We start from the raw sequence: 13,858 nt of genomic DNA, 5'->3' as shown, positions 1-13,858 counted from the left end.
TATATTTTTACAAGAAGACATAGGGTAATAGTAGTGTTGTTAATTGGTCTCTTAATTTTTAATTATTGTTTTTTTCACATTTCTATGTTTTTAATTAAAATTTTTTGTTTATTTAAGTAGAATTAGGATTTTATTGTGGCTATAAAAATACTCATAACAGGTGGAGGGGGATTTATAGGATCTGCATTGCTTCATTTTTTGATTAGACAAACATCATGTATAGTACTTAATTTTGATAAGTTAACTTATGCCTGTAATCTTGACGCTTTAACAGTGCTAGATAGTAACGAGCGATATCATTTTGTTCAGGCTGATATTTGCGATAGAGTAAAATTAGATGCCGTATTTCAGGATTATCGACCAGATGTGGTGATGCATTTAGCGGCCGAAAGCCATGTTGATCGCTCAATTGATGGGCCTGCTGAATTTATCCAAACCAATATAGTGGGCACTTATACATTGCTTGAGGCGTGCCGCTGCTATTTCCAAAGTTTGAATGCGGATAAGCAAAAAGTTTTTAGATTCCATCATATTTCCACCGACGAGGTTTACGGTTCATTAGGGGCTTCAGGATTCTTTTCTGAGACTACAGCCTATGATCCTAGCTCTCCTTACTCAGCCAGCAAGGCATCGGCGGATCATCTTGTTCGGGCATGGCATCGCACCTACGGTTTACCGATAGTTATCACTAACTGCTCCAATAATTACGGGCCTTTTCAATACCCTGAAAAATTGATCCCTTTGATGGTCAATAATGCATTGGCCGGAAAACCGTTACCTGTCTATGGTAATGGTCAGCAAGTACGTGATTGGTTATATGTAGATGATCATGTGCGTGCCTTGTTTCTTGTTATAACACAGGGCAGAGTCGGGGAGACCTATAATATTGGAGGGGCTAATGAGCGTAGCAATCTAGCGGTTGTTTACCAAATTTGCGATTTACTCGAAGAGTTAGTACCCACTCATCCGCAAGCTTTTGTTATTAATGGTATTGGTTTTCGAGGTTTGATAGAACATGTTACAGACAGACCTGGGCATGATGTGCGTTATGCCATTGATGCGAGCAAGATCCAGAGAGAACTTGGTTGGCAACCATTAGAGTCCTTCGATTCTGGGCTCAGAAAAACTGTCGAGTGGATAGTGGCTCGGTATTTTAACGCGCCAAATTGAGTAATATTGGAGCTTAACCTGTAAATACTGTTATAGGGGACAGGCAGTAATAGACACTTTAAGTAGTCTACTTGGTCTTGTTGATTTTAACCTTATACCATCCCCTTGTTGGAAAACGAGAATATCATAGGGCATGATCTTGATAACCTGGCCATTGTGCTCCCATGTCACGGTATCTAAGCAGCAAAGTATTTGGATGATAGGGACGTAAGCTTCAGTTTTTTGCAGTTCATTTGGATAGTTGTTTGAGGTTGCAATCTGTTCTTCGATAAATGTGTCATCAAAGCTAAGTTTTTGCGTATGCGCTTTAAATGCGCCGCGTTTGGTCATGACATTGAAATCAATAACATCACTGCCTAATAATTGACTTGTTATTGAGGTTTCACCAGTAAAGCAGAATGGGCTATCTGTGGGTGTGAGTCGTTTATACTCAGTTGTATCTGTATTTCCTGATATCTTTTCTCCAGCTCCAAGGCCATTTATCTGTTTTGTCCTTTCATGACTATTGATGCTGAGTTCAACACCATCACCTTTCAGAATGACCAGTTGCCTGTCTATGCCAATAAATGATGAAAAAGGTCCGTTGCTGCTAATACTTGCAATGCTGATCCGATAATCAAATTCAGTAAATTCGGCATTGATGGGGGAAATGAGTAGCTGTTTTGTGCTTCCACCACCATTTTTCCATAGCGTTGATGGGCAATCTTGATAGCGGATCAGTTGTATGCTGTTATTCAAAATCACCTCTTTATTGGTTAAGAAGGTTTGATTCGCCTTTCTTAGCTTCACAACTTCTAAAGCATGGCTTTGCGATTGCAGAACATTTCTGTGTGACTTATGGATAACGGTACGGAGGCTTTGCTCTTACGGTCAGTGCAGCGTTCCGTTATCCATAATCTAATACCGCAGCTGAGTGCTAGCTGCCAGCTCTGCTTTTATAGACCTTTCTTTTTCAACACATAATTTGCAGCAAGTTCGCCGGTGATCCGTTTGCCTTCAGTGTCTAACATGATCAACTGATTCTCACCGACCAAATATTGTGTACCATCTTCTAGGGTGATTTTCTGGCCCAGTTCGTCCCATGTCACTTTGCCCATCAGTTTTAAAATCTTTTCATCTTTACCTAAATAAACTGTTTCTTGGACAAAGCTATTATCAGCTTGCAAAGTGATTAGGGTTTGCATTCCTTCACAACTGGCGCAAGGCAATACGCCTTCATAACTACCAGCCCAATCGAGCGAGTTTTGGCTGTTATCACCTACTGGGACGGATTTTGCCGCTTCTGTTTGAGCTTGGGCTGTATTGACTGCCGTTTCTTCTTTTGGGGCTTCTGAGCAAGCCGTGGTGAATAAAGCCAGCAGTGCGATGTAACATAGTGATTTTTTCATAGTAGCTCCAATAGAAATTTTGGGAATTATGCATTAAGTTCACTCATCATACCCGCCAAGACTAGGTTAGGCTAACTTTTGCTATTTCTATTTCTATTTTTATAACAATAACTTAAGTTGTTTTTGTGTGGATTTTAAGTGGCCAGGATGTTAGTTGTTAGTCTTAAGCGGTAATCAACGGGATGATAATTTATCCTTTGAAACTAGTCACTTTCAAGATTGAATCTATACTAAAACGTAACTATTCATCGTAAACGGTGGTTTTGTGGCGTTATTTAAGAAAAGTGCTGATGTTATCGAAGATACATCCCATAAGCCTAAACAAGGCATTTGGAAGGTGGCCATTATTGATGATGAACCTGGGATCCATGATGTCACTCGATTTGCGTTAAAAAATCTGACCTTAGATAATCGAGTCTTGCAGTTCTACTCCTGTTACAGCGCTGCTGAAGGTTTAACATTATTTCAAACTGAATCAGATATCGCCTTGGCCTTTATTGATGTCGTCATGGAAACCGATCATGCAGGTTTAGAGCTAGTCCAAAAAATTCGCACTGAATTAAATAACCACAGTACCCGCATCATTTTACGTACGGGTCAGCCGGGGCAAGCACCTGAAGAGCAAGTCATTCGGGATTTTGATATTAACGATTATAAAGCCAAAACAGAGCTCACCGCGGCTCGGCTTAAGTCTTGTGTGTACACCTCATTGCGCTCCTATCGCGATATAAAAATTATCGAGCAAAGCCAAAAGGGGATGGAAAAAGTGATTGCAGCTTCCACCTCTGTACTTAAGAGCCATACATTGCATAACTTTGGTAGTGCAGTGCTCGAACAGACCTTGCAGCTGCTCAATCTTGAAAGCTCGGCTCTTTATCTCACGAGTTATCATCAAGACCTTTACCTCGATACTCAAATGAATTTGCTGGCTGCCACGGGAGATATGATCAGTTACTTTGAAGGTGGCAGCGTTGAGACTCTGCCAGGGGATGTGCGTGAACATATTATTGAAGCGATAGCGCTAAAAACTTCGCTGATCCGTGACAATATTTATGTTGGATTTTATGAGCTTAGTGGTCATGTCACCAGTATTCTCTATTTACAACACAACACTAAGTTAACGGATTTTCAAGTTAGCATTCTTGAGCTATTTGCGGCAAATGTGAGCTTAACCTTTGAGAACTTGTCGGGCCGCGAAAATGTGCAGCAGACACAAAGGGAGCTAATTTTAATCATTGGAGATGCCATTGAGCAGCGCAGTAAGGAGACTGGAGCCCATGTGCGCCGCGTAGCGCGCATGACAGAAATGCTCGCGATTGCCATTGGTATGAAGGCAGACTTTATCGAAACCATTCGTTATGCGGCGCCTCTTCATGATGTAGGCAAAATCGGTATCCCTGAGAGTATTTTGCATAAGCCCGGTAAACTCGATGCCGAGGAATGGGCGATTATGCAAACCCACGCAGAGAAGGGTTATAACTTGTTGGTTGGCTCAAATCGTATCATTGCCAAAATGGGCGCTAGAATTGCTTATACTCATCATGAACGTTGGGATGGGCAAGGTTATCCCCGTGGGCTATCGCAGGAAGACATTCCTATTGAAGGCCGCCTGATGGCGATTGTTGATGTAATTGATGCTTTGCTTTCCAAGCGAAGTTACAAAGAGGCTTGGTCTGTTGAGGCGGTGCGCGAGTACATCTTAGCGCAATCTGGTAAACAGTTTGATCCCATGTTATGTGAAGCCAGCCTTGATTTGTTAGATGTGTTTGCCTCCCTACATATTCATATTCCGGACGAGCCGCTATGACCCGAATGCTTGATCGAATTTTATTTGATGTCAGTAAGTCTCAGGTTATTGATGAGGGTGATCTCATTCAAGCATCACAACTTATCGTGAGCTCAATTTGTAAGGGATTACTGATCTCTCGGGCGGGCATTTGGTTGTTGAGTCCGGATAATCAGAGCATCACTTGTTATTATTCACTCGACAATCAGCAGCCACAAGAAGCGTTAGTGCTCACTCGCGCGCAGTTTCCCCATTACTTTAGCCTGCTCGACAATGAGCGCACAATTGTCGCCAATAAGGCGCAAACGGATCCCGCCACTAAAGAATTTGTCGAAACCTATCTGAAACCGAATCAGATCAGCTCTTTGTTGGATAGTCCTATTCGTCACCACGGCAAAATGGTGGGGATTATTTGTTCTGAACATCAGGGCGAGGCGAGGGAATGGACTCGGGATGAGAAGGCCTTTGCCTCGGCACTCGCCGACCTTTTTGGTCGAGCCATGAGTGCTAAAGAGATCATTGAATATCAACAACAGCTCAAGCTCATTAATACCGATCTTGAGCATCAAGTTGAGCTGCGCACCGCAGAGCTTGAAACGGCATTATCGACTTTAAAATCAACCCAAAAGCACTTAATTGAAAATGAAAAAATGGCGGCCTTAGGCAGCTTAGTTGCTGGTGTTGCCCATGAAGTGAACACCCCCCTTGGCATAGCTGTCACATCCGTGACCCATTGTTTGGATGAGTTATCCCTATTGAAAGGACTCTTTGAGAAAAACGAGCTCGATGAGGATAAATTTGTCAGCTTTATCAATACAATGCAGGATGGTTTATGCTTAATTGAGCGTAATCTTTCCCGTGCTGCAGAACTGGTGCATAACTTCAAGCGTACTGCTGCAGACCAATCGATACTGGAACGCGAGCGCTTTAATCTGAAGAATTACATTTTTCAAATATTTAGTTCATTAAAACCCTTGATGCGTAAGAAAAATATTACTTTAAAAGTTGAACTTGACGATAATATTTTTATTGATTCTTACCCCGGTGCGATCGCACAAATTTTCACTAACTTAGTCGCGAACAGTTTTCGCCATGCTTTTCCCGATGATTTTGTCGGTGATAAGCAAATTGTGATAGTGGTTGAGAAAATGGCTTCGCAGATCAAGATGATTTATGAAGATAATGGCGTAGGCATGTCCGATGAAGTGAAAGCCAAAGCATTCGAGCCTTTTTTCACCACCGCAAGGCAGAGTGGTGGAACAGGTTTGGGGATGTCGATTATTTATAATCTGATCACACAAAAGCTGAACGGTAATGTGTCACTCTTCTCTGCGCCTAATCAGGGGTTACGTATTGAGATGCTGATCCCTGAAAGTAGTAAGGGTTGAGATGGGTTAGCGTCTTCTTATATGTTTATTAAGTAAAAGACGAATTGAAATCTTACTGAGCCAAAATGGTATTGGCTTTTGCGGTTTACTATTCTGTTGCGTTGTTTTTCCTGCATTAACAGCCAGCAGCCCTGTTATCTGTTCTTCCTGCTCGCGACATTTTGTATGCTACAATCTTGGCACTTCAACATGGCTTATCAATCCTAAATATTTCAATGAGAAAAGGCATTTTACTGGCGGGCGGTACTGGCTCGCGTCTTTATCCTATGACGCAGGTTGTCTGTAAGCAATTACTGCCCATTTATGATAAACCAATGATTTATTATCCACTTGTCACCCTGATGCAGGCTGATATACGGCATATCTTGATCATTTGTACTCCCCACGATTTACCACTATTCCATGCATTACTTGGTGATGGCAGTCATTGGGGGCTTAAGCTGCAATATGCCGAACAAGCCTCTCCGAAGGGGTTGGCTGAAGCACTCATTATCGCCGAGCCATTTTTAGCGGGTGATGCCTGTGCGCTTATTCTTGGGGATAACCTATTCTATGGTCAGCACTTAACGGTAAATTTGCAACATGCTTGGCAAGACCAATCTGGGGCGACCGTTTTTGGTTACCATGTGGCGAACCCTAACGCTTATGGTGTCGTTGAGTTCGATGACACAGGTAAAGTGCTTTCTATCGAAGAGAAACCTCTGCAGCCTCGTTCACGTTACGCTATGCCTGGCTTGTACTTTTTTGACGGCAGAGCTGCAACATTTGCAAAAACGGTTTTACCTTCGGCAAGGGGCGAGTTAGAGATTGTCGATGTTATCACTCGTTACTTAGCTTTGGGAGAGTTACGGGTCGATATTCTAGGACGTGGGACGGCTTGGTTAGATACTGGTACGCCTGATGCCATGGCCGAGGCGACACAATTTGTTGCTGCCATTGAGAAACGACAAGGGCTAAAAATCAATTGCCCTGAAGAGATTGCATTTCGCTGCGGTTGGATCAATGGGCAGCAGTTAGCGCAATTGGCTCAGCCTTTAATCAAGAGTGGCTATGGTGAGTATTTGCTCGGTTTACTCGATAAGCAGGTATTTGATGAAATGTAATGAAACTGAATTAGCCGAAGTGCTGGTGTTTGAACCCCAAGTGTTCGGTGATGAGCGTGGTTTTTTTAAGGAAACGTTCAGGCAATCTTATTTTGATGCTTGTTTTACAGCAAGAGGACTTCAGCCTCCCGTATTTGTGCAGGAAAATCAGAGTCGTTCGCAACACAATGTACTACGTGGATTGCATTTTCAACAGCGTAAGCCACAAGGTAAATTGGTGCGAGTTTGTGCTGGGAGCATCTTTGATGTAGCCGTCGATATACGGGCCGACTCGGCCACCTATGGAAAATGGGTTGGGCGAGTGCTATCGGCAGAGAATCATCTGCAAATGTGGATCCCACCGGGCTTTGCGCACGGTTTTTATGTTCTTAGTGATTATGCAGATGTTATTTATCAATGTACCCAATATTATGATCCTGAAGATGAAAGCGTTTTAGCTTGGAACTGTGCCGAGTTTGCCATTGATTGGCCATTAATCGCCGCACCGATTTTATCCACCAGAGATAGCATCGCCAGCACACCCTCATAAAGCCAATCACTGTTTGTATTAAAAGGAATGACAATGAGTTTATTATTTTCGCCTTTAACCTTAGGTCAACTCGAGTTAGCCAACCGCATTATCATCGCGCCAATGTGTCAGTATTCGGCAGAAAACGGCCAAGCAACCGATTGGCATACGATTCATTTAGGGAGCATGGCGTTATCGGGCGCGGGAATGCTCATTTTAGAGGCTACCGCTGTTCTGCCCAATGGCCGAATTTCCTATGCAGATTTAGGCCTATGGGATGACAAAACGGAGGCTGCTTTAGATAAAACCCTCAAATCTATTCGCAAGTATTCAAGTATGCCAATGGCGATACAACTCGCCCATGCGGGGCGTAAAGCATCAACTCGAAAACCTTGGGAAGGTGGCGGCACTATTGCACCCGATGAACATAATGGTTGGCAGACGATAGCGCCTTCCGCGCAGGCTTTTAACGAAGGCACAGCATTACCGAGTGCAATGACATTGGATGAAATTGATGAGCTTATATTGGCATTTGTCAGTTCGGCGCAACGTGCCGAACGATTAGGGCTTGATGCGATTGAACTCCATGCTGCCCACGGTTATTTACTTCATCAATTTTTATCCCCATTATCGAATCAACGCATTGACCAATATGGTGACAGTTTAGAAAATCGTTTGAGTTTATTGTTGGCCGTGTTCGATGCAATTAAAGCAGTGATATCGCCTAAGATTGCACTCGGTGTGCGGATATCAGCGACTGATTGGGTCTATGGCGGTTGGGATTTAGCTCAAAGCCTAGTATTGGCAAAAGCATTAGAGGCCCGAGGCTGTGATTTTATCCATGTGAGTACCGGTGGATTAAGTCCGCTACAACAAATCCCTGTTGCAGAACACTTTCAAGTGCCTTTTGCCGAAGCCATTAAAGCTGAGGTAAACACACCTGTGATTGCCGTGGGATTAATTACGGATGCCAATAAAGCGGAAACGATTCTGGAACAAGGACAGGCTGATGCTATTGCACTTGCTCGCACTATGCTCTATGACCCACATTGGCCTTGGCATGCGGCAGCAATATTAGGTGCAACTGTGAAAGCGCCGCCACAGTACTTACGTTCATCGCCACATGGGATTAAATCGCCAATAAAGAGTGAAGCGCATAGTATGACTTAGCATGATTTTAGAATGTTAAGGTACCGAATACCTATTGGGAATTTCAGTTATGTCCTTAAGATGATGGATTTTTGTCTAAACCAAAAAACGCTTTAAGTTCATCGATTTTTTCCATGGCATCTTTATAGCCTAAGTCGATTAAAGCGCTGGTATACGTTTTTTCGAAGAGTAGGTAGGACACAATACTTGAGTCTGACTGCCTGTCTATGCCGATGAAGCCGAGTAAGGTTTTAACGGCCCATGGCATGTCGTCATAGAAGCGGGCAGCTATTTTGCTGAGATCTTCGCTAGGTTTGATGACTAGGGCCTTAATTGGATGCAAGGCGAGTTTGTTACGGCTTGACTCAGGAATCAGGCTTAAAGTGTTATTGATCCTTTCAAGTCTCTCAAGGTCGCTGTTTAAGGTATCTGAAAAGATAGTATCGAGTAGATGACCCGCTATGGTTGCTGTTTTTGGGTGATATTCTAGTTCCATAGGAAAGTGCTTGTGCGGGCTCTCTAAGTTAATGACTAAGAGTTTTTCGGCGCCTAAATGAATAGGGCTTGAGAGCGGTGCTAGCTGATGGACTGAACCATCACCATAATAGGCTTGGTTGAGTTTAATGGATGGAAATACCATAGGGATTGCAGAACTAGCGAGTAGGTGCTCGGTATTGAGCATGATACGTTCACCACTGCGACGGGCACGGGTCCAGTTTTCGATTTCTTTCGCGGCTTGGAAAAAGGTCACTGAGCGAGAGTTATTATAACAAGAGGCATCCACACTTAGCGCTGTCAGTGAGCCATTACGGATATTACGGTCGATACGTTTAAAGTCGATTAGCTCATTGAGTAAGCCTCTGAGCGGATCATTATCGAGCAGACTGCCTGCATCGGTATTGACCTTATCATCTTGCATGCCTTTGAGGGCCATTTTCGTTAGATGGCTGAGAACGCCCGTGATCGAAGCTCGGTAGACTTTTCGAGTTTCAAAGTGACGCCAAACCCATTCGAGTTTTCTGACACCAAGGTGAAAGCAAGAGGCATGGGTAGCGATAGCGGTGCCATTGATGGCACCCGCAGAGGTTCCGCAAATAATTTTAAAGGGAATACCATGATTGCGTGGATAAAGCTGGACCAGTGCTTTTAACACGCCGACTTGGTAGGCCGCCCTAGCGCCGCCACCGCCTAAGACTAATGCAGTTGATGTAGGCAATCTTCAGACTCAATTTATTGTTTTAATAGTTTTATTAAAGCAACGCCCCCCTATAAAAAGCAAGTCGGTAGACTCAATTAGTTGTAAATTTCGATTTATCGTTTATTCGATTGCTGGAACATTTCGCTTTAGACAATTAATCCGCAGTAACCTTGGTCGTTTTGCTGAGGCCAAAGCAATGCTCCGATGTTGGAAACTCACCCGTCCTCACTTCTTGGGCATATTGGGCGCAGGCCTTAGTGATCAATGGTCCTAAGTCGATATAGCGTTTAGCAAATTTAGGCGTGTAGTCAGAAAATAAGCCTAAGATATCCTCAGTCACGAGCACTTGACCATCGCAGGCGGGTGAGGCGCCAATGCCTATGACTGGGATTGAGACTCCTGCCGTCACTGTGCGCGCCGCGAGCTCGGATGTGCCTTCAATCAGTATGCTAAAAGCGCCTGCTTGCTCAAAGTCTTTCGCTAAACTAACGAGGGCTTCGATGGCGGCGGCATCCCTTGCTTGGGTTTTAAATCCACCCAATTGATTCACGTGTTGCGGCATTAATCCTATGTGTGGCATCACAGGGATCCCTCGCTGGGTTAAAAAACGAGTGGTGTCGAGCATCTCTGCGCCACCCTCGAGTTTTACCGCCTGCGCGCCTGTGCGTATTAATACTTGGCTGGCATGTCTGAAGGCTTGCTGAGGCGATACTTGATAACTCCCAAAGGGCATATCGATAATAACGCAGGCATGTGCTGCGCCGCGAGTGACAGCAAGACCATGATTAATCATCATTTCTAAGGTAACCCCGAGTGTAGAGTCTTGCCCATAAACCACCATGCCGACGGAGTCGCCGACGATAATCATATCCACATGGGGATCGATAATTTCTGCCATCGGCTTTTCATAGGCGGTGAGAGCAACTATGGGGGTTTTACCTTTCATTTTTTGTAATGTAACGGGCGTTACGCGGTTTTTATCCATGTGGATACTCATGTCATCTCCAATTTATTCAGTCTGATATGACATGTTAGCGTTTGCAGCTTTGGCTTTAGCTCGATAGATTGACTTAATGTCTAGATATAAAGACACTTCTTTGCATAAAGGTACTTCTAAACAAAGAGGCTCGATAATATGAAAAGAAGCTTCGATATAAAAATCACTTTGGGCGATAACACCTTGAATCAAGTCACTGACACGCATTTATCCCAGCAGCATATTACTCAGCACACGCAGGTCGCGCCTTCACGTTTAGCCGCCGCAGGGCTAAGTGCCTCCATCATGTTGCTTAAGCGAACACTCAAGCCGTTTGAACATGTGCAGCGCCATAGTCATTCTTGGGGACAGGTCATTTATGCCAGTCAAGGTGTGCTGAGTGTGATCACGCCTGCTGGGCGTTACATTGTGCCGCCTGAACAAGCGGTGTGGGTGCCTCCCTTTGTCGATCATGAGGTTATCGCGCTAGGTCAGGTGCAATTGAGTAGTCTGTATTTGGATGAAACCCGGATAGGCGGGTTTCCACCCGACAGTACTTGTTTGAGTGTGAAGCCAGTTTTGCAGTTATTACTGCAAGAGGCTAATACCTTAGTGAAGAGTGAGGCTGGGCTAATTGATCCCGATTTTAAGGATCGCGTCATGCGGCTCTTGATGGTGATCCGTGACTTTATGGTACTCGCCCCTAAGGTCGCCTTGGATTTACCTTATCCTAGGGATAAAAAATTACTGCGCATTACCGAGGCTTTGCTTGCCGATCCAAGCGAACAGCGCACTTTGGTTGATTGGCAGCGGGAGGTCGGTGCCTCGGCCCGCACGTTAGCGAGATTATTTAAACAGCAAACTGGGCTGAGTTATAGCCAATGGTTGCAAAGGCTTAGATTGCAGGTAGCGATTCAGATGCTCAGCCGAGGTGAATCAGTGCTCACTACAGCGTTATCCTTAGGTTATGCCTCGGGTTCAGCCTTTGGTTATATGTTTAGGCAGTTGATGGGCGTCGCTCCGAGTCAGTATCTGTTAGCGCAAAATACCTTGCCAAAAATACAGTGCCCAAAATACAGCAGTAAACAGCCACACATAAAAAGTCATGTTGCGAGCCAATGTGAACGATGAAGGTCAATAAAAAGTCCAATAAAAAACGCACTTAAGCTGGGCTCAAGTGCGTTTCGTTTTTGATCTTCAGCTTGTCTACATTTCGCGTTGAGGCTTAGCCTTTAACTGCGTTTTTCAGGAAGTCGAGCAGTTGATCGAATGGAATATCTTGTTTTTCACCTGTGCGGCGGTTTTTGTATTCAAATACGCCAGCATCAATATTGCGATCGCCAATCACCACTGTATGTGGGATACCAATCAGTTCCATATCGGCGAACATCACGCCTGGACGCTCTTTACGATCATCCAATAACACTTCGATACCCGCTTCGTTTAAGTCTTTGTATAACTGCTCGGCGATATCGGTTACGCGGTGCGACTTGTGCATGTTCATTGGCAGAATACCCACGCTAAATGGCGCAATCGCTTCTGGCCAAATGATGCCACGGTCATCGAAGTTTTGTTCGATGGCTGCTGCCACAATACGGCTCACGCCGACACCGTAACAACCCATCAGTAGCACCTGTGACTTGCCATTTTCGTCAAGTACAGTCGCGTTCATCGATTTAGAGTAGTTAGTGCCCAGTTGGAAAATATGGCCCACTTCGATACCGCGTGCCATAGCATAAGTGCCTGAACCATCAGGTGTTGGCTCGCCTTCGACTACGTTACGGATGTCGGCAACTTGCGCTGTCGGCAGATCGCGTTCCCAGTTGATACCAAAATAGTGTTGGTCATCAACGTTAGCACCGGCGGCAAAATCGCTCATGACGCTAACGCTGTGATCGATAACGATAGGGATTTTAAGACCGATAGGGCCAAGTGAACCAGGACCTGCGCCAATGGCGTCACGGATTAGGGCTTCTGGCGCCATTTCCAATGGTGATGCGACTAAATCTAACTTGTCGGCTTTGACTTCGTTGAGTTCATGGTCGCCACGAACGATTAACGCCACTAGCGGAGCGGCTTCGGTTGCACCGACTACGATCAAGGTTTTGACCGTTTTAGTGATATCCAAACCAAACTGCTCAACTAATTCCGCAATGGTCTTCGCATTTGGGGTATCGACTAAACGCAATGCTTCAGTGGCTGCGCCGCGGGGTTCAGTTGGCATAGGTGATTCGGCTTTCTCAATGTTAGCCGCGTAATCGCTGCCCGTTGAGTAAGCAATTAAATCTTCACCGCTTTGTGCTAGAACATGGAACTCGTGTGACATGCTGCCACCGATTGAACCCGTATCAGCTAAAACTGGGCGGAAAGCTAAGCCCATGCGCGATAGAATGTTGCTATAGGCTGTGTACATAGCCTCATAGGTTTCATTCATGGTATCGACGTCAAGGTGGAAAGAGTAGGCGTCTTTCATCAAGAATTCGCGTGAGCGCATCATGCCAAAACGTGGACGAACTTCGTCACGGAATTTGGTTTGAATTTGGTAAAGATTCAGCGGTAATTGCTTGTATGAACTGACTTCTTTACGAATGAGATCGGTGATCACTTCTTCATGGGTTGGCCCCAGTACGAAGTCGCGATTGTGACGATCTTTAAAGCGTAACAGCTCGGGACCAAACTTTTCCCAACGACCCGTTTCTACCCACAAGTCTGCCGGTTGCACCATAGGCATTAGAATTTCAATTGCACCGGCTTTGTTCATTTCTTCACGAACAATGGCTTCGACTTTACGCAATACGCGTAAGCCCGTGGGGAGGTAGCTGTAAAGGCCCGACGCATTACGACGGATCATGCCCGCACGTAACATTAATTGATGACTAATGACTTCTGCGTTGGCAGGAGTTTCTTTTTGTGTTGATAGCAGGTACTTGCTGACGCGCATTACCGATGTCCAAATTTGAGTTGAATGGTCGCCATTTTATCACCTGCTTTGGTGATGTCACCTAGGGATTTAGGTTAAATTCAACTAGCTGGGAGATAAATAGCATTTTTTGATGCTGGATAACGGATAACGGATAACGGATAACGGATAACGGATAACGGATAACGGATAACGGATAACGGATAACGGATAACGAAAGGAAGAGCGCTGTGCTGTTAGAGCGTGACTTCGTCACTGCTAGTATCAAGATT

The 13,858-nt window shown here is 44.7% G+C and carries 13 protein-coding genes; 7 read left to right on the top strand and 6 right to left on the bottom strand.

Annotated elements, in window-relative coordinates; genetic code table 11:
• The first annotated feature begins 141 nt into the window (after positions 1-141).
• Positions 142-1,170, top strand: coding sequence for a dTDP-glucose 4,6-dehydratase (gene rfbB, locus L5M49_RS04110; RefSeq protein ID WP_263265616.1), 1,029 nt, complete (start codon positions 142-144; stop codon positions 1,168-1,170).
• Between the two features lie 30 nt (positions 1,171-1,200).
• On the opposite strand, the gene L5M49_RS04105 is transcribed toward rfbB, so the two are convergent.
• Together L5M49_RS04105 and L5M49_RS04100 are read right to left on the bottom strand one after the other, a co-directional pair.
• Positions 1,201-1,908 (bottom strand): HutD family protein, encoded by a 708-nt coding sequence (locus tag L5M49_RS04105; protein WP_263265502.1) that lies wholly within the window; start codon positions 1,906-1,908, stop codon positions 1,201-1,203.
• A 197-nt stretch (positions 1,909-2,105) separates the two neighbouring features.
• Positions 2,106-2,558 carry a copper resistance protein NlpE gene (locus L5M49_RS04100; protein WP_173243888.1) on the bottom strand — a complete coding sequence of 151 codons (453 nt, stop codon included), beginning with the start codon at positions 2,556-2,558 and terminating at the stop codon, positions 2,106-2,108.
• Positions 2,559-2,823: 265 nt separating this feature from the next.
• Between L5M49_RS04100 and L5M49_RS04095 the strand changes: the two genes are divergently transcribed.
• The 5 genes from L5M49_RS04095 (at position 2,824) to L5M49_RS04075 (ending at position 8,513) form a co-directional block, all read left to right on the top strand.
• Complete coding sequence (locus L5M49_RS04095) at positions 2,824-4,365, top strand: DUF3369 domain-containing protein (protein ID WP_105251973.1); 1,542 nt, start codon at positions 2,824-2,826, stop codon at positions 4,363-4,365.
• Positions 4,362-5,732, top strand: a complete 1,371-nt coding sequence (locus L5M49_RS04090) for a GAF domain-containing sensor histidine kinase (RefSeq protein WP_113940967.1) — start codon at positions 4,362-4,364, stop codon at positions 5,730-5,732. Before L5M49_RS04095 ends, L5M49_RS04090 begins: the two co-directional genes overlap by 4 nt.
• 215 nt (positions 5,733-5,947) lie before the next feature.
• Positions 5,948-6,835, top strand: a complete 888-nt coding sequence (gene rfbA / locus L5M49_RS04085; RefSeq protein ID WP_263265501.1) for a glucose-1-phosphate thymidylyltransferase RfbA — start codon at positions 5,948-5,950, stop codon at positions 6,833-6,835.
• Positions 6,825-7,364 (top strand): dTDP-4-dehydrorhamnose 3,5-epimerase, encoded by a 540-nt coding sequence (gene rfbC / locus L5M49_RS04080; protein ID WP_263265500.1) that lies wholly within the window; start codon positions 6,825-6,827, stop codon positions 7,362-7,364. Before rfbA ends, rfbC begins: the two co-directional genes overlap by 11 nt.
• A gap of 33 nt (positions 7,365-7,397) precedes the next feature.
• On the top strand, positions 7,398-8,513 hold the full coding sequence (locus tag L5M49_RS04075; RefSeq protein WP_263265499.1) for an NADH:flavin oxidoreductase/NADH oxidase: 1,116 nt from the start codon (positions 7,398-7,400) through the stop codon (positions 8,511-8,513).
• A gap of 55 nt (positions 8,514-8,568) precedes the next feature.
• On the opposite strand, the gene L5M49_RS04070 is transcribed toward L5M49_RS04075, so the two are convergent.
• Together L5M49_RS04070 and panB are read right to left on the bottom strand one after the other, a co-directional pair.
• Positions 8,569-9,708 carry a patatin-like phospholipase family protein gene (locus L5M49_RS04070; protein ID WP_263207648.1) on the bottom strand — a complete coding sequence of 380 codons (1,140 nt, stop codon included), beginning with the start codon at positions 9,706-9,708 and terminating at the stop codon, positions 8,569-8,571.
• A 136-nt stretch (positions 9,709-9,844) separates the two neighbouring features.
• Positions 9,845-10,687 carry a 3-methyl-2-oxobutanoate hydroxymethyltransferase gene (gene panB, locus L5M49_RS04065; protein ID WP_263265498.1) on the bottom strand — a complete coding sequence of 281 codons (843 nt, stop codon included), beginning with the start codon at positions 10,685-10,687 and terminating at the stop codon, positions 9,845-9,847.
• Between the two features lie 168 nt (positions 10,688-10,855).
• On the opposite strand from panB, the gene L5M49_RS04060 reads away from it, so the two are divergent.
• Positions 10,856-11,797 (top strand): helix-turn-helix transcriptional regulator, encoded by a 942-nt coding sequence (locus tag L5M49_RS04060; RefSeq protein WP_317629993.1) that lies wholly within the window; start codon positions 10,856-10,858, stop codon positions 11,795-11,797.
• 94 nt (positions 11,798-11,891) lie between these two features.
• Here L5M49_RS04060 and L5M49_RS04055 read toward each other — a convergent pair whose 3' ends face one another.
• Positions 11,892-13,607, bottom strand: a complete 1,716-nt coding sequence (locus L5M49_RS04055; RefSeq protein ID WP_263176958.1) for a proline--tRNA ligase — start codon at positions 13,605-13,607, stop codon at positions 11,892-11,894.
• 61 nt (positions 13,608-13,668) lie between these two features.
• Entirely contained in the window at positions 13,669-13,854 is a 186-nt protein-coding gene (locus tag L5M49_RS04050) for a hypothetical protein (RefSeq protein ID WP_263265497.1), read from the bottom strand.
• Positions 13,855-13,858: the final 4 nt, after the last annotated feature.

Origin of the sequence: Shewanella sp. SM74 (genome assembly GCF_025653725.1) — a bacterium.
GTDB classification, from domain to species: Bacteria; Pseudomonadota; Gammaproteobacteria; order Enterobacterales; family Shewanellaceae; genus Shewanella; species Shewanella oncorhynchi.
Note: the sequence above shows the minus strand (reverse complement) of the source record. Positions and strands in the feature narration are given on the sequence as shown.